Origin of the sequence: Bradyrhizobium sp. KBS0727 (genome assembly GCF_005937885.2) — a bacterium.
Lineage (GTDB): Bacteria > Pseudomonadota > Alphaproteobacteria > Rhizobiales > Xanthobacteraceae > Bradyrhizobium.
Genome location: NZ_CP042176.1, coordinates 2,099,675 through 2,114,882 on the forward strand (window position 1 = coordinate 2,099,675; position 15,208 = coordinate 2,114,882).

The following is a 15,208-nucleotide window of genomic DNA, read 5'->3' on the forward strand; positions in this document are numbered from 1 at the left end:
GAGGTTAGCAGCTGCTGTTCACCTCATCCGCGCCGGAACCTTGCAGTAAGCAAGGTCACAAACTGACCCGGTGGCATCGTGCTCCTCTCCAAGAGTTGCCCGACGGACCTGCGTCCGTTCCGCTGCGTGCCGTCACGACCATATGATCGGGCGTCAATTCCTGCGAAGCTTGGAGCCCGCGCGCTCCGTAACTTCGAAGGGTGCAGCCTTAAAATGCTGCGGCAGATATCGGCTGCTGTCAAGCTATCCCATGGGGGATGAGCACCGGTTCCATTCAATCACGTCGCTCGGGTTTTCGGTGATCTCACGCCCTGGTCTGGCGATAGCGGCTGAAATCCGGATCATGCGTCATCGACCAGTAATCGACGAAGCGCCACGGCATCGCCGAGAACACCCGGCCCTGGCGGTTGCGGTAGTAGGTGGTCATGCCGGGATGAGTCCAGATCAACTGCTCATGTTCGGCATCGACCTCTCGGATGTATTGATCGTGCGCGTCGGGATCGACATCGATCGCGGCGACGCCTTGCTCGATCATCTCGATCAGGCACGCCGAGATGTAGCGGCTCTGGCACTCGGACTGGAAGATCACGCTGCCGCCATGCGCCGGGCCGGAATTCGGCCCGAGCATGACGAAGAAATTCGGAAAGTCCGGCACGGTGAGTCCGAGATAGGCGGTGGGATTGTCGTTGGCCCAGGCGACTCTGAGATTCTTGCCGCCGCGTCCGCTGATGTTGAGGCGCGCCGCCATCTCCGTGACCTTGAATCCGGTGGAGATGACGATGATGTCGGCAGGTCGCGATTTGCCGTCTGTCGTGACGACGCCGTCGGACGCAAAGCGATCGATTCCTTCGGTCACCAGTTCGACATTCGGCCGGGTCAGCGTCCTGAACCAACCATTGTCGAGCAGGATGCGCTTGCCGTAGGGCGGATAGGTCGGCACGCATTTCTCGATCAGGTCGGGGCGGTCCTTCAGTTCGGAATGGATGAAGTTCGTCAATTCCTCGCGATGGCGGTCGTTGCCCTTGTTGACGGCGCGATCGGGATGCGGCCAGTCCGGATCCTTGCGCAGGAACGGCAGCAGGCCGTCGCCATAGCGCCAGAACATGTTGAAGCGATACCACTGCACGTAAAACGGCAGATGCGCGAGCAGCCATTGCGCGCCGTCGGTGATGGGGTCGTTCAGTCCTTCGACCGGCCGGGCCCATTGCGCGGTACGCTGATAGACGGTGACCGACGCGACGCGGTGGGCAATATCCGGCACCAGTTGCATCGCGGTGGCGCCGGTGCCGATCACGGCGACGTGCTTGCCGTCGAATTGGATGTCGTCGGACCACAACGCCGAGTGCAGCGTCTCACCCTCAAAGGTTTCTTCGCCGTTGAAATGCGCAGGCGAGGGGTCGTTGAGCTGGCCGATGGCGCTGACCAGCGTGGTCGATTCAAAGATCTCCTCGCCCTCAGCCGTTTTCAACGTCGATATCCAGCGGCGTTTACCCTCGTCCCAACGCGACGACGTCAGTTCGGTATTGAGGCGCAGATGCTTTCGGATGTCGTATTCGAGCGCGACGTTCTTGAGGTAGTCGAGCAACTCCTGGCGCTTGGCGAAATAGCGCGTCCACGGATTTCGCGCGCCGAACGAGAACGAATAGGAGTGGTTCGGCGTATCGACGCCGCAGCCGGGATAGCGGTTGACATACCAGGTGCCGCCGAGCTCGGCGTTCTTCTCGACGATGGTGTAGGGGATGCCGAGCCGGCCGAGCGCCACACCGAGCGCAATGGCGCAGACACCGGCGCCGACGATCAATACGTGCTGCTGCGCCAGCTTTTCGTTTCCCGGCGGTTTGGTCCAGCGCGCCTCGCGCGGAACAAACCCCATCTCCTCGCGCATCAGCGGTGCATATTCGGGCGCGACGTTCTCGCCGCCGAGCGTCGCGCGCATCATCCGCAGCATCAAGTCGTTGCCGGGGTCCGAAATGAACGGCTGGGGCGCGCCGTTCTCGAACAGCTTCAGCACCGCGGCGCGGATTTCGGCCTGGATTTCCGGCGGCACGCCGGCGTGCGGATCCGGGATCAGGCGCACGTCGCGCTTCGGTCGGTACGGCGGCTCCAGCCAGCGCTCGTCGCCGGTCATGTGCACCAGCACCATCAGCAGCACGCGGATATCGCCTTCGGCGATGGCGGAAGCGAGATCGAGTTTCCTGCGCGGCAGTTCGACGTTCATGCTGATGCTCCCGGCGCTTTCGGCAGGCCGCCATAGGCGGCCCAGGTCGTGCCCGCGATGTAGCCGGCATCGACCGGCAGGTTTACCCCAGTTACGCCGCTGCTCATCGGCGACAACAGCCACACGATCGCCTGCGCGACCTCCGATGGTTCGACCAGCCGGTTCATCGCCGTCGGGCTTTCGAGCAGTTGCTTGTCCAGCGCACCGGAGGCGATGCCGGCTTCGAGCGCGACCGTGCGGGTGAAGCCGGGCGAGACTGCATTGACGCGAACGCCGGCGCGGCCCCATTCGGCGGCGAGCGTCTGCGTGATCTGGATGACACCGGCCTTCGCCGCGGTATAGGCGTGGATCGGGCCGGAGCTCATGCCGGCCACGGAGGCGACGTTGACGATGGCGCCATGGCGGCGTTCGGCCATTTTGACGCCGACGCTGCGGGCGACCAGAAAGGTGCCGCGCAGGTCGATGTTGACCTCGCGGTCCCATTGATCCATCCGCACCTGCGTGATCGGGTGCATCTTGCCGAACACGCCGGCGGCGTTGACGAGGCCGGTGATCGGGCCGTGCGCGGCCTCGATATCGGCGACACCGTTCACGACGGCGCTTTCGCTGGCGACATCGAATGGCGCGGGCCACAGGATCGTCTTCGTTCCCGCCAGCGACTCCGGCTTGATATCCGTGATCACCACGCGGCGGCCCTGCTCGGCCAGCAGCGTCGCGGTCGCGGCACCAATGCCGCGGCTGCCGCCGGTGACGAGAACGATACCTTCAGCGGTCATGGCGGTTACCTCTAGCGGATGGATTGAAGAGCCCGCGCGTGATCAGCTTCCGATAGGCCGAGATGACGTGGTTGGGGACGGCGGTGACTTTGCCGCCGGAATAGGAATAACGCTGGCTCAGATAGCCGCGCGCGCCCATCAGAATGTAGACGATGGCCTCGAATTCCTCGTCGCTGAAATCCTCGATGGCGCCGGCGTCGCGCGCCCGCTGCAGAATTCGGATGTAGGCGGTGACGATATTATCGAGGTGCTTCTGGTAGCCGGTCGGCGCGAAGAACTCGGCTTCGTTGAGGATGCGCAGGAATTCCGGCACCTCGCCGATGAAATCGAAGAACGCGCCGAACCGCTCGATCTCCTGCCGCGCCGCCTCCGCCGTGCCGGTGCGCTCGTGGATGAAGCGTACCATGTCGATGCCGATGGTCGGCAGCAACTGATCAAGCAGCTCCTGGCGGTTTTCGAAGTGATTGTAGAATGTGCCCTGGGCGACGCCGGCTTCCTCGGTGATGCGGGCGACCGAGGCTTCGGCATAACCGTGCTTGCCGACGACCTTGGTGGCGGCGTCGAATATCTTGCGCTTGGTCCAGGCGTTGCGCTCGACGCGGTTGAGCTTTGTCACCTTGCCCGATGCGGCTTGCGAAGTTGGCGTCATGCGCGAGCCTCGGCATAGGAGATGTCCGCGTCGCGGTATTTCAGCGCAGCGTGACCCGGCGTCCGGCGGGCGTGAAAGGCGATGAAGCTGGTTAAGTTGATCATTATCCGCGCCAAGGGCCCATTTCGGCCTCGTTCCTCCATAACTGAACTATGAGTCGTAATTCATATTTGTCTTGACGTCACCCCCCTTGCTCTGAAATCTTGTGGACGCGGAGGCGCACGATCACCGGCGCCACGCTGTTGGTCGCCGGGCAGAACATGCATTTTTGCCTTGGCCTTGCGAGCCGCGCGACGGTTATCGACACGGGGCGGATCGTCTACACATCCGGGATCGAAGAGCTGAAGGCCGACGATAACATTCGTCAGCGCACCCCCGCGTTGTCGCTTTCAGCCCGCCCGGGAGAAGAAATGGTCAAGGAAACTAAGCTATCGCCGACGCATGAGGCGCCGTATCGCGGCCTGCGGGTGCTGGATTTCGGTCAGGGTATCGCCTCGCCCTATTGCGCGATGCTGCTCGGGGTCTATGGCGCCGACGTCATCAAGGTCGAGCCGCCGGAGGGCGACTGGTCGCGTTTCCTTGGTACGACCTACGGCAATCACACCACGCTTTCAGCGGTCTATAACCGCGGCAAGCGCAGCCTCTGCCTCGACATGAAGCATCAGGAAGGCATCGCCATCGCAAAACGGCTGGCGAAAGACTGCGACGTCCTGATCGAGGGTTTTCGGCCCGGCGTCGCCGCGCGGCTGGGGATCGGCTACGAGGAACTGGCGCGCGACAATCCCGGCCTGATCTATCTCTCGGTCAGCGCGTTCGGGCAGAGCGGCCCTTACTCCAAACGTCCGGGTTCGGATTCGGTGGCGCAGGCATTTTCCGGCCTGGTGTCGGTCAATGTCGGCAACGATGGCACGCCACACCGCGTCGGCACCACGATCTCCGACGTCGTCACCGGCGTCTATGCCTTCCAGGCCGTCGCCACCACGCTGTTCGCGCGCGCCACTGTCGGCACCGGGCGTTGGATCGACGTCAATCTCTGCGCGTCGACCTCGGCCTTGCTCGGCCACAAGGTTGCCGAACATATTCTGGAAGGCGGCGCGCCGCGCGCGCTCAACGTGCCCGCGGGTTCCTATCAGACCAGCGACGGCTGGATGATGGTCACGCTGGTCAACGAGCCGCAATACAAGCGGCTGTGCGCGGCGATCGAACGCGACGATCTCGCCAGCGATCCGCGCTTCGCCGATTTCGCCTCTCGCGCGGATTCCGCCGATACATTGATTTCGCAACTCCGCGAAGTGTTCCTGACCCAGCCGACGGATGCGTGGCTATCGCGGTTGCATGCGGCCGATCTCATCGCGGAGCGAATCCTCAATCCCGGCGAATGGCTGCGCAATGCCCATGTCGAAGCGACCAGGGCTGCGGTGTGCCAGGATACGCCGGGTGTCGGCCCGGTCTACACGCCGCGGACGCCGGGTATCGCTGGTCTCTCGGAGGACAATCTGCGGCCGTCGCCGGATATCGGCCAGGACAGTTACGAGGTACTGCTGCAGGCAGGCTTCGCGCGCGGCGCCATCGACGATCTCGTCAAGGCCGGTGCGGTACGTCAGGCAAAAGGAGCTGCGGCATGAGTGCTGATCTCGTTCGTTATTCGGTTTCAGGCAATATCGCGGAAATCATGCTGGACCGGCCGCCGGTCAATGCGCTGAGCATGGAACTGATCGATGCGCTGCTGGCGGCGCTGGCCAAAGCGAGGGATGACGACGCGGTGCGCGCCGTCGTGATCGGAAGCCTGCACAAGGTATTTTGCGCCGGGCTCGATCTCGACATCGTCAGGGGAAAGCCTGGGATCGAGACCAAGAAATTCCTGGAGCGGCTGTATTTCGCGCTCAACGATACCCAGTATCGCATGGGCAAGCCGACTATTGCCGCCATCGACGGCGCGGTGCGGGCCGGCGGCATGACGATTGCGATTTCCTGCGACATGATCATCGCCGGCGATGCCTCGACCTTCGGCTATCCCGAGATCGACGTCGGCCTGATTCCGGCGATCCACTTCGTGCAGCTGCCGCGGCTGGTCGGCAAGCATCAGGCCTTCGGCCCGCTGTTCCTCGGCGATCCCTTCGACGCCGCGACCGCGTTCCGGATGGGGCTGCTCAGCGAGGTCGTGCCGAAGGGGACGGCGCTGGAGCGCGCCCGCGAGATCGCGCGGCGGCTCGCCGCCAAATCTCCCATCGTGATGAAGATCGGGCGCGATGCCTTTATGCGCGCGGTTGACGCCGATTTCCGCAGGTCGGTCGAAAACACGGCCGAGAGCTTTGTGGTGGTCGCAACCACGGAAGATTGTCAGGAAGGCCTCAACGCGTTCGTCGAGAAGCGAACGCCCAACTACAAGGGACGGTGATGGCGGGATTATATTTCGAAGAGTTCGAGATCGGTCGGGAATTTCATCATGAATTCTCCCGGACGGTCACGGAAATGGACAACACCATGTTCAGCCTGCTGACGATGAATCCGCAGCCGCTGCATATCGACGCGCATTTTTCCGAGAACACCGAGTTCGGCCAGCGGCTATTCAACAGCCTCTATACGCTCGGCATCATGATCGGTATGAGCGTCTACGACACCACGCTGGGCACCACGATCGGCAATCTGGGCATGACCGACGTCAAGTTCCCGAAGCCGGTGTTTCACGGCGACACGCTGAAGGCGCATACCAAGATCATCTCCAAGCGCGCCAGCAAGTCGCGGCCGACGCAGGGTATCGTCGAGTTCGAGCACACCATGACCAATCAGCGCGGCGAGGTGGTGGCGAGCTGCCGTCGCACCGGGCTGATGCATTGCAAGCCGAAGGCACAAAGCTGATGCGTTCATTTTTGTTCGTCCCCGGCGACAGCCTGCGCAAGTTTGAAAACGCCAAGAAGACCGCGGCCGACGCACTGATCCTCGACCTCGAGGATTCGATTGCGCCGGACGAGAAGATCGGCGCGCGCAGCACGGTGCGCGAGATGCTTGCCGCGCGGAACCCGGGCCAGAAGATCTATATCCGCATCAACGCGCTGGATACCGGCATGACGCTCGGCGACCTCGCCGCCGTCATTCCCGGCCGGCCCGATGGCGTGGTGCTGCCGAAATGCGCGGGGGCCGCCGACGTCAACAAGCTGTCGCTGTATCTCGATGCATTCGAGGCCGCCGCCGGGATCGAGAACGGTGCCACGCGCATCGTCACCGTCGCGACCGAGACGGCGCGGGCGGTGCTCAAGCTGATGGATTTTGAGAACATGAGTCCGCGGCTGTGGGGCATGATGTGGGGCGCGGAAGATCTGGCGGCGTCGCTCGGCGCCTCCAAGAACCGAACCGGCCGCCGCTACCACGGGCCGTTTTTGCTGGCGCGCGATCTCTGCCTGATCGCCGCCGCTGCCGCCGGCGTCGTCGCCATCGATACCATCGCCACCGATATCAACGACCTCGAGGCGCTGCGTGAGGAGGCGATCGCCGCGCGGCAGGACGGTTTCCTCGCCAAGGCCGTGATCCATCCCAAGCACGTCGACGTCGTCAACGCCGCCTTCCTGCCGACGGACGAGGAAATCGCCTGGTCGGAGAAGGTGGTCAAGGCCTTCAACGACAATCCGGCGTCGGGGGTCGTGAAGATCGACGGCAAGATGATCGACAAGCCGCATCTGCGTGCGGCCGAGAAGATTCTGGCGCTGCGGGCGCGGTAGGACAATTGTAGCCCGGATGAGCGTAGCGATATCCGGGTCACCGTTGCGAAAGGCCCCGTATGTCGCTGCGCTCATCCGGGCTACGAGCTACGACGAAACTCATTTAGGAAAAGAACAACCATGCGACTGAAAGCACCACGCATACACCCCGTTGCCGCCGAAAACTGGACCGAGGAGCAGCGCGAGATCGTGGCGCCGATGCAGGCCCGCGGCCGGATCATCAACATCTTTCGCACCATGCTCACCCATCCGGGGGCGGCGAAAGCCTTCCTGACCTGGGGCGGCTATATCCTCAGCCGCAAGTCGACGCTGCCGCCGCGCGAGCGCGAGATCGTCATCCTGCGCACCGGCTTTCTCTGCCGCTCCGGCTATGAATGGACGCAGCACGTGCCAATCGGGCAAAAAGCCGGTTTGACCGATGCGGAGATCGCACGGATCAAGCTCGGCGCCGATGCGTCCGGCTGGAGTGCGCCCGACGCCGCGCTGCTGCGGGCCGCCGACGATCTGCATCGCGAGCAATTTGTCACCGAGCCGGTCTGGGCAGAACTGACGAAGCATTTCAACGAGCAACAGCGCATGGATATCGTTTTTACGGTCGGCCAGTACACCCAGGTCTCGATGCTGCTGAACAGCTTTGGCGTCCAGCTTGACGAAGGCCAGACGCTGGATCCCGATTTGAAGGGATTTTGACCGAGAAATCGCATTTGCCCGCCGGGCAAGTCACCCTGCGACAAATTGGCACGACGGGCAAAATTTCGCTTAACCCGTCGGGCAAATCAGTGGTTCAACTCCGCCCGTCTACCGCGACAAGAGGGGCGATCGCGATCGTCACGACCGTGCGGTGGGATGCGGTGGACGCGAAGGCTGCGACTGACGAGCGCGGCACTTGCGTACGGTGAAGTCGTGTGGGCCTGACGCCCCGGTGCTGGCGTCAAGCGAGCGGAGCAATCTGCAAGCGATGGTGGCAAGAAAGCCGGTCACCAAGGCGAACTCGTATAAGCCGTAAAGCCATTGCGTGGGGGAGGCCGGAGTGTTCTCCGCTGAACCTGTATGCTCGTGTGCGCATTTCTTGATGCACATTGCACGCGAGACCGCGGGTGCAGCGCGCACCCGGTCTTCCCCGCGCCCTCTATCTTCTCAGAGGGCAAGCGAAATGCAAAACTCCGGGCGCCTCGCGCCGCGAGGATGAGAGCGCATGTCTCACAACGTCATTGCGAGGAGCGTAGCGACGAAGCAATCCATCTATCCGTTATGCCGTGCGATGGATTGCTTCGCTTCGCTCGCAATGACGTTGATAGATTGCGGTGTACTGACGCGATCACCCCAGCCTCAATTCCCCATACCCTTTCGCCGCGACCTCGTCGCAGCGCGCGCGATACGCCGGCGCGCTGCCGCTGTAGCGGGCGACGATGCGGGTCTGTTTGCCTTCGACGTTGGAATTGATTCCGGTCATCCAGGAATTGACCTCGTTTGACAACAGCCCGACCCCGAGCGCCTTGACATGATCGGTCCAGGACTCAACGCCTTCCGGCGTCGCTTCCAGCCGCGTCAGTCTGTTTTCGGTCGCAAACCGCACCAGCCCGGTGACCCAGTCGACGCTGTATTCGATGCTGCGCGGGATATTGCCGAGCGCGGTGTGCGGCCCCATCAGCATCATCATGTTGGGGAATTCGTGCACCATGATGCCAAGATAGGTCTCCGGCCCTTTGCGCCATTTGTCCTTCAGCCGCGCGCCGCCGGCGCCTCGAAAATCGATCTTGTCGAACGCGCCGGTGAGAGCGTCGAAGCCGGTGGCGTAGATGATGATGTCGAACTCGAATTCCCTTGCGCTGGTCTTGATGCCCGCAGCCGTGATGCGCTCGATCGGTATTTCCGTAATGTCGATCAGCTCGACATTGTCGCGGTTGTAGACCTCGTAATAGAACGTCTCCAGCGGCAGCCGGCGCGTTCCAAAGCCGTGATTCCTGGGAATCAGCTTCTCAGCTACCGCCTGATCCTTCACCCGTTGCCGGATCTTCCGCGCCACGAAATCGGAGATCGTGGCATTGGCCCTGCGGTCGGTCAGGATGTCGCGGAAGTTACCCTGCCAGATGCCAAAACCGCGTTCGCCATACAGCTTCTCGTAAAACGCCTCGCGCTCCTCGTCGGTCACCTCGAATGCGCCGCGCGGGTCCGGCGTGTGCAGGAAACAGGCGAATGTTTCCTGGCAGCGCGCGAACATCTCGGGGTATCCGGCCTTGATCTGCTTCTGGGTCTCGGCGTCGATCTTGCCGTTGTGCAGCGGCGCACACCAGTTCGGCGTGCGCTGGAACACGGTGAGATGACCGACTTGCCCGGCAATGGTCTGGATGGTCTGCACGCCGGTGGCGCCGGTGCCGATCACGGCGACGCGCTTGCCGGTGAAATCCACCGGCTCATGCGGCCATCGCGCGGTGTGAAACGACTGCCCCTTGAAATCGTCGCGCCCCTCGATGCGCGGCAGCGTCGGCGTCGACAGCGGGCCGATCGCGGTGATCAGGAAGCGCGTATTGAAGCGGCTGCCGTCCTCCAGCGTGAGGGTCCAGCTTCGCGTCGTCTCATCGAAGGCCGCAGCGGCAACCCGGCTCCGGAACTGGATGTCGCGGCGCAGATCGAACTTGTCTGCGACGTGGTTGAGATAGCGCAGCGTTTCCGGCTGGCCCGCGAAATGCTCGGACCAGTCCCATTCCTCCAGCAATTCCTTGGAAAACGAGTAGCCGTAGGAATAGCTCTCGGAATCGAACCGCGCGCCGGGATAGCGGTTCCAGTACCAGGTGCCGCCGACGCCGGTGCCGGCCTCGAACACCCGCACGCGCAGGCCCTGTTCGCGCAGCCGGTAGAGCTGGTACAGGCCCGACATGCCCGCGCCGATGATGATGGCGTCGAAATCCGGAATTGGCGTCACTCCCGTGTCAACGACCAAGCATGTCGTTGGCGACAAAACTATCCGGTCTCGCGCCGGTGGACAAACCCCGCCGCGACGCGTGGCAGGGTTGCAGGTTTGCCGCCGGCCGGCCGCGTCGGCTTTACTCAGGGCGGCATCTGCCCCTATCGTCGGGAACCGGATCGCCCGGCAAGCGGCGACCGAAACAGGGGAGGGAAGCGATGGCCCAGGCGCAGCAGCGCAAGCTGACCTCGATCGACGTCAGCGATCCCCGGCTTTATCGGGACGATGCTTGGCGGCCACTGTTCGACCAACTGCGCCACGACGATCCCGTGCATTATTGCGAGGCCTCGCCTTTTGGGCCGTACTGGTCGGTGACGCGCTACGACGATATTTTCGCGGTCGAACTCGATCACGCCAATTATTCGTCGAGTTCCGAGTTCGGCGGTATCCAGATCACCGACCAGCCGCTGGGACAGGAGTTCGCCAATTTCATCCGGATGGACCCGCCGGGCCACACCGCGCATCGGCGTACCGTCGCCCCGATCGTGGCGCCGTCGCATCTCGCCAATTTCGAGCCGCTGATCCGCAAGCGTACGTCTGACGTGCTGGACGCGTTGCCGCGCAACGAGACGTTCGACTGGGTCGAGCGGGTCTCGACCGACCTCACCAACATGATGCTGGCGACCCTGTTCGATTTCCCCTGGGAAGATCGCATGAAGCTGACCTGGTGGTCGGACGTCGCGATCGCCAATGTCGATTCACCCGATGCGGTGGTGCATTCGTCGGAAGAACGCGTCGCCGAACTGACCAGGATGGGCGAATATTTCCGCAAATTGTGGGATGCGCGCGCCGGCGCCCCGCCGGCCTTCGACCTGATCTCGATGCTGTCGCATTCCGAAGCGACGCGAAACCTGCAGGCGCGGGAATTCATCGGCACCATCGCGCTGTTGATCGTGGGCGGCAACGACACCACCCGCAACTCCATGACCGGCGGGCTGATGGCGCTGGTGGAAAACCCCGAACAGTTCGAGCTGGTGCGCGCGAAGCGCGAACTGGTGCCGAACCTCGTCTCCGAGATCATCCGCTTTCACACGCCGGTGCTGCACATGCGCCGCACCGCGCGCGCCGACGTCGAACTTGCCGGCCGCAGCATCGCCAAGGGCGACAAGGTGGTGATGTGGTACATCTCCGGCAATCGCGACGAGAGCAAGATCGACCGGGCCGACCAGTTCATCGTCGACCGCGCCAAGCCGCGCCAGCACCTCGCCTTCGGCGCCGGCATCCACCGCTGCGTCGGCGACCGCCTCGCCGAACAGCAAATCCGCATCCTCTGGGAGGAAATCCTGCACCGCGACCTGCGCTTCGAAATCACCGCCCCGCCGCAGCGGCTCTATTCGAATTTCATCCGCGGCATCCGGTCGCTGCCGGTGAGGATTGTGAGTTAGTAAATGTGTCATTCCGGGGCGATGCGCGAGCATCGAACCCGGAATCTCGAGGTTCCGGGTTCGCTTCGCGCCCCGGAACGACGGAAGTAAGGAATTTGGAATGAAGCACGAACCCGTTGACGTCCTGATCATTGGTGCCGGTGCGTCCGGTGCGGCGGTGGCGTGGAGTCTGGCCGACACCAAGATGCACATCCTCTGTCTCGACCAGGGCGACTGGATGAAGCCGTCGGAATATCCGAGCACGGGGCGCGACTGGGAGGCGCGGTTCTATGGCGATTATTCGCCGAGCCCGAACATCCGCGCCCGGCCCGAAGATTATCCGATCAACGAAGACAATTCACCGATCAAGGTGGTGAACTTCAACGGCGTCGGTGGCTCGACGGTAATGTACACTGCGCACTGGCCGCGGCTGCATCCGTCCGACTTCCGGGTGAAGACGCTCGATGGCGTCGCCGACGACTGGCCGATCGACTACGACACGCTGGTGCCGTTTTTTGCCGAGAACGACCGCATGATGGGCACCTCGGGCCTGTCCGGCGATCCCGCGTCGCCCTTGACCGATCCGCCGATGCCGCCACAGCCGCTCGGCAAATCCGGTGCGATGATCGGCAAGGCGATGAACAAGCTCGGCTGGCACTGGTGGCCGTCGGACACGACGGTTGCGACCATGGATTACGAAGGCCGCGCCCGCTGCATCAATCTCGGCCATTGCACGCCGGCTTGCGCGCAGGGTGCGAAAGCCTCGACCGACATCACCTATTGGCCGGCGGCGTTGCGCGCCGGGGTCGAATTGCGCACGCATTGCCGGGTGCGCGAGATCACGACCAACGAGGACGGCATGGCCTCCGGCGTCATCTATTACGACAAGGACGGCGCCGAGCAGTTTCAGCCCGCCGAGGTCGTCATCGTCGCCTGCAACGGCGTCGGCACGCCGCGGCTGCTGTTGAATTCGAAGTCGGAACGCTTTCCGGACGGGCTTGCCAATTCCTCCGGCCTCGTCGGCAAGAACCTAATGTTTCATCCCTACGCGCAGGTCTACGGCTATGTCGAAGCTCCGACCGACAGCAACCGGGCGCCGCCGACCTGCCTGTGGAGCAAGGAATTTTACGAGACCGATCCCTCGCGCGATTTCGTACGCGGCTACGGCATCCAGTTCGGCCGCGGCGCCGGTCCGGTGTTCGAGGCGGTCGCCAGCGAGGCCAAGGGCATCCTGCCGTGGGGCGCCGATCACCACCGTGTCTTCCGCAAGCTCAACGGCCACCGGCTGGCGGCGTCGGCGATTTGCGAGGATCTGCCGGAGGAGCACAACCGCGTCACGCTCGATCCGGTCTTGAAGGATAGCCACGGCATCCCGGCGCCGCGCATCGACTACACCATCAGCGAGAACAGCCGCAAAATGATGGAGCACGGCATCGCGCGGGCTAGGGAAGTTCTCACCGCGGCGGGCGCCACCGATATCTGCGTCAACTCGCCGATCCTCTACGGCGGTTGGCATCTGCTCGGCACCGCGCGCATGGGCACCGATCCGGCCCGCTCGGTCGTGAACGAATGGGGCCGTTCGCACGATGTGAAAAACCTGTTCATCGTCGACGGCAGCGTGTTCGTCACGTCGGGCGGTGTCAACCCGACCTCCACCATTCAGGCCATCGCGCTCTACATCGCCGACCAGATGAAGCAGCGCCTCGCCAACTTGTTCGATTGAGGAAGTGATGTCCGAGCAGACTCTGACCCAGCGCCAGCGCGATGACCTACGCACCGTTGCCGGCATGATCATTCCCGCCAGCACGGAATATAAGGTGCCCGGCGCCGACGATGCGGCAGTCCAGGCCGATATCCTCAAAACTCTCGGCCGTGACACCGCGCCAGTTGCCGCGGCGCTCGATCATCTCGCGCGGCTCGCGGGCAAGCGGCTGGCCGATCTCGATGCCGCCGGGCGCGATGGGGTGGCCAAGGAGTTCCGCGCCACCGGCGGAGCCGCCGCCGCGACGCTCGTCCGCGTCGTGCTGCAATGCTATTACCGCGACGACCGGGTATTGCGCTCGCTCGGGCTGGAGCTGCGCGCGCCGTTTCCGCAAGGCTACACGCTGGAACAGGGCGATTGGTCGCTGCTCGATCCGGTCAAGGCCCGGCCGTCGACCTTGCGGCGGGCGCAATAGGGGGCCGAGCAGCCTTGCGCCCAGCGCGGAGGCACTTGCGTGAGCGAATTCCGGCCACCATCTGAGGTAACCAAAGGAATTCACCATGCTGGATTTTACCTCAGATATTGTCGATGACGGGCTGTCCCCGGACGCGACCGAACCGACGCCTGCTAACGATCAGGCGTTGCTGGATGCTTATTCCAACGCCGTGATCGGCGTGACCGAACGCGTCGGGCCGGCCGTGGTCCGCGTCGAGACCGGACCGAAGGTGCGTACCGCGCGCGAGCGCGGCGGACTTGGCTCGGGGATCGTGATCTCGCCGGATGGGCTGGTGCTGACCAATAGTCACGTGGTCGGCGCATCGAAAGAGATAAGGCTGCGCGACATCGAGGGTTTTGTCACCGACGCCCACGTGCTCGGCGTCGATCCCGACACCGACCTTGCTCTGCTGCGGGCCGATGGCGCACGCGATCTGCGCTATGCGTCGCTCGGCAACTCCAAGAGCCTGCGCCGCGGCCAGCTCGTGGTCGCGATCGGCAATCCCTTAGGATTTGAATCGACGGTAACTGCCGGCGTGGTCTCGGCGCTTGGCCGTTCGATCCGCTCGGTCAGCGGGCGAACCATCGAGGACGTGATCCAGACCGACGCCGCGCTCAACCCCGGCAATTCCGGCGGGCCGCTGGTGGCGTCGTCGTCGGAGGTGATCGGCATCAATACCGCGATCATCAACGGCGCGCAGGGGATATGTTTCGCGGTCGCCAGCAACACCGCGCAGTTCGTGCTGTCGGAGATCATCCGCCACGGTTATGTCCGGCGCGCCTATATCGGCGTCTCCGGCCAGACCGCGCCAGTCCCGCGGCGTCACGCGGTGGTCGCCGGCGTCGACAACAGCATGGGCGCGCTGCTGGCGCAGATCGAGCCGGATAGCCCGGCGGCGAAAGCTGGTCTGTTGCCCGGCGACGTCGTGATCAAACTCGACAGCGTCGAGATTAACGGTGTCGACGATCTGATCCGCGTGCTCGACCGCGACCGGATCGACCGCACGCTTGACATGGACGTGCTGCGCATGGGCCGCCTGCGCGCGATCGATATTCACCCGGTCGAGCGCAAGAAGGCGGCGCGGCAGTGATCGTCCTCATGTGAGGGGCCACACCCTCCTTCCCCTCTCCCCTTGTGGGATAGGGCGCCGTGGCGGTCGCCGCCGTCGCTCTCGCCGCTCTGGACCAGCCGCCCGGCGGCGTTTCTGGCCGACGCGAATCCGCCGAACTGAAAAAGCGTCTGGTCGACGCCAACTTGTCGATACTCGAATCTGATCCGCTTGTCGCGATCGAGCGTGTCGAGAGAAAGCGCGCTGTGTAGGA

14 protein-coding genes are annotated in these 15,208 nt (G+C 63.6%); 10 read left to right on the forward strand and 4 right to left on the reverse strand.

The window, feature by feature from the left end; genetic code table 11:
• Window positions 1–304: 304 nt before the first annotated feature.
• The 3 genes from FFI89_RS09650 to FFI89_RS09660 are packed head-to-tail and all read right to left on the reverse strand — an operon-like array spanning window position 305 to window position 3,643.
• Window positions 305–2,218, reverse strand: coding sequence for an NAD(P)/FAD-dependent oxidoreductase (locus FFI89_RS09650; protein ID WP_138835028.1), 1,914 nt, complete (start codon window positions 2,216–2,218; stop codon window positions 305–307).
• Complete coding sequence (locus tag FFI89_RS09655; protein ID WP_138835030.1) at window positions 2,215–2,994, reverse strand: SDR family NAD(P)-dependent oxidoreductase; 780 nt, start codon at window positions 2,992–2,994, stop codon at window positions 2,215–2,217. Before FFI89_RS09655 ends, FFI89_RS09650 begins: the two co-directional genes overlap by 4 nt.
• On the reverse strand, window positions 2,984–3,643 hold the full coding sequence (locus FFI89_RS09660; RefSeq protein WP_138835032.1) for a TetR/AcrR family transcriptional regulator: 660 nt from the start codon (window positions 3,641–3,643) through the stop codon (window positions 2,984–2,986). The genes FFI89_RS09655 and FFI89_RS09660 overlap by 11 nt, the downstream gene beginning before the upstream one ends.
• Window positions 3,644–4,053: 410 nt before the next feature.
• Here FFI89_RS09660 and FFI89_RS09665 point away from each other — a divergent pair, with 410 nt between their 5' ends.
• The 5 genes from FFI89_RS09665 (at window position 4,054) to FFI89_RS09685 (ending at window position 8,049) form a co-directional block, all read left to right on the forward strand.
• Window positions 4,054–5,268, forward strand: coding sequence for a CaiB/BaiF CoA-transferase family protein (locus tag FFI89_RS09665; RefSeq protein ID WP_168212846.1), 1,215 nt, complete (start codon window positions 4,054–4,056; stop codon window positions 5,266–5,268).
• Window positions 5,265–6,041, forward strand: coding sequence for an enoyl-CoA hydratase/isomerase family protein (locus FFI89_RS09670; protein ID WP_138835036.1), 777 nt, complete (start codon window positions 5,265–5,267; stop codon window positions 6,039–6,041). Before FFI89_RS09665 ends, FFI89_RS09670 begins: the two co-directional genes overlap by 4 nt.
• A complete protein-coding gene (locus FFI89_RS09675) occupies window positions 6,041–6,502 on the forward strand; it encodes a MaoC family dehydratase (RefSeq protein WP_138835037.1) in 462 nt (153 codons plus the stop codon). The genes FFI89_RS09670 and FFI89_RS09675 overlap by 1 nt, the downstream gene beginning before the upstream one ends.
• Window positions 6,502–7,359, forward strand: a complete 858-nt coding sequence (locus tag FFI89_RS09680; RefSeq protein WP_138835039.1) for a CoA ester lyase — start codon at window positions 6,502–6,504, stop codon at window positions 7,357–7,359. Before FFI89_RS09675 ends, FFI89_RS09680 begins: the two co-directional genes overlap by 1 nt.
• 120 nt (window positions 7,360–7,479) lie before the next feature.
• A complete protein-coding gene (locus FFI89_RS09685) occupies window positions 7,480–8,049 on the forward strand; it encodes a carboxymuconolactone decarboxylase family protein (protein WP_138835042.1) in 570 nt (189 codons plus the stop codon).
• A gap of 628 nt (window positions 8,050–8,677) precedes the next feature.
• Here the strand turns inward: FFI89_RS09685 and FFI89_RS09690 are convergent.
• Window positions 8,678–10,282, reverse strand: coding sequence for an NAD(P)/FAD-dependent oxidoreductase (locus FFI89_RS09690; RefSeq protein ID WP_246669403.1), 1,605 nt, complete (start codon window positions 10,280–10,282; stop codon window positions 8,678–8,680).
• A gap of 200 nt (window positions 10,283–10,482) precedes the next feature.
• Between FFI89_RS09690 and FFI89_RS09695 the strand changes: the two genes are divergently transcribed.
• The 5 genes from FFI89_RS09695 to FFI89_RS34290 all read left to right on the forward strand — a co-directional run bounded on the left by FFI89_RS09695 (window position 10,483) and on the right by FFI89_RS34290 (window position 15,206).
• Window positions 10,483–11,709, forward strand: coding sequence for a cytochrome P450 (locus FFI89_RS09695; RefSeq protein ID WP_138835044.1), 1,227 nt, complete (start codon window positions 10,483–10,485; stop codon window positions 11,707–11,709).
• Window positions 11,710–11,809: 100 nt separating this feature from the next.
• Complete coding sequence (locus FFI89_RS09700) at window positions 11,810–13,411, forward strand: GMC family oxidoreductase (protein WP_138835046.1); 1,602 nt, start codon at window positions 11,810–11,812, stop codon at window positions 13,409–13,411.
• Window positions 13,412–13,418: 7 nt separating this feature from the next.
• Entirely contained in the window at window positions 13,419–13,865 is a 447-nt protein-coding gene (locus FFI89_RS09705; protein ID WP_138835048.1) for a hypothetical protein, read from the forward strand.
• A gap of 85 nt (window positions 13,866–13,950) precedes the next feature.
• Entirely contained in the window at window positions 13,951–14,976 is a 1,026-nt protein-coding gene (locus FFI89_RS09710; protein ID WP_138835050.1) for a S1C family serine protease, read from the forward strand.
• 59 nt (window positions 14,977–15,035) lie between these two features.
• The gene (locus FFI89_RS34290; protein WP_168212848.1) at window positions 15,036–15,206 is read left to right on the forward strand and encodes a hypothetical protein; all 171 of its coding nucleotides are present in this window, start codon (window positions 15,036–15,038) and stop codon (window positions 15,204–15,206) included.
• The last annotated feature ends 2 nt before the right edge of the window (window positions 15,207–15,208 follow it).

Coding starts and splice junctions, on each gene's coding strand:
- FFI89_RS09650 (WP_138835028.1), bottom strand. CDS start 2,218: ATGAACGTCGAACTGCCGCGCAGGAAACTCGATCTCGCTTCCGCCATC.
- FFI89_RS09655 (WP_138835030.1), bottom strand. CDS start 2,994: ATGACCGCTGAAGGTATCGTTCTCGTCACCGGCGGCAGCCGCGGCATT.
- FFI89_RS09660 (WP_138835032.1), bottom strand. CDS start 3,643: ATGACGCCAACTTCGCAAGCCGCATCGGGCAAGGTGACAAAGCTCAAC.
- FFI89_RS09665 (WP_168212846.1), top strand. CDS start 4,054: ATGGTCAAGGAAACTAAGCTATCGCCGACGCATGAGGCGCCGTATCGC.
- FFI89_RS09670 (WP_138835036.1), top strand. CDS start 5,265: ATGAGTGCTGATCTCGTTCGTTATTCGGTTTCAGGCAATATCGCGGAA.
- FFI89_RS09675 (WP_138835037.1), top strand. CDS start 6,041: ATGGCGGGATTATATTTCGAAGAGTTCGAGATCGGTCGGGAATTTCAT.
- FFI89_RS09680 (WP_138835039.1), top strand. CDS start 6,502: ATGCGTTCATTTTTGTTCGTCCCCGGCGACAGCCTGCGCAAGTTTGAA.
- FFI89_RS09685 (WP_138835042.1), top strand. CDS start 7,480: ATGCGACTGAAAGCACCACGCATACACCCCGTTGCCGCCGAAAACTGG.
- FFI89_RS09695 (WP_138835044.1), top strand. CDS start 10,483: ATGGCCCAGGCGCAGCAGCGCAAGCTGACCTCGATCGACGTCAGCGAT.
- FFI89_RS09700 (WP_138835046.1), top strand. CDS start 11,810: ATGAAGCACGAACCCGTTGACGTCCTGATCATTGGTGCCGGTGCGTCC.
- FFI89_RS09705 (WP_138835048.1), top strand. CDS start 13,419: ATGTCCGAGCAGACTCTGACCCAGCGCCAGCGCGATGACCTACGCACC.
- FFI89_RS09710 (WP_138835050.1), top strand. CDS start 13,951: ATGCTGGATTTTACCTCAGATATTGTCGATGACGGGCTGTCCCCGGAC.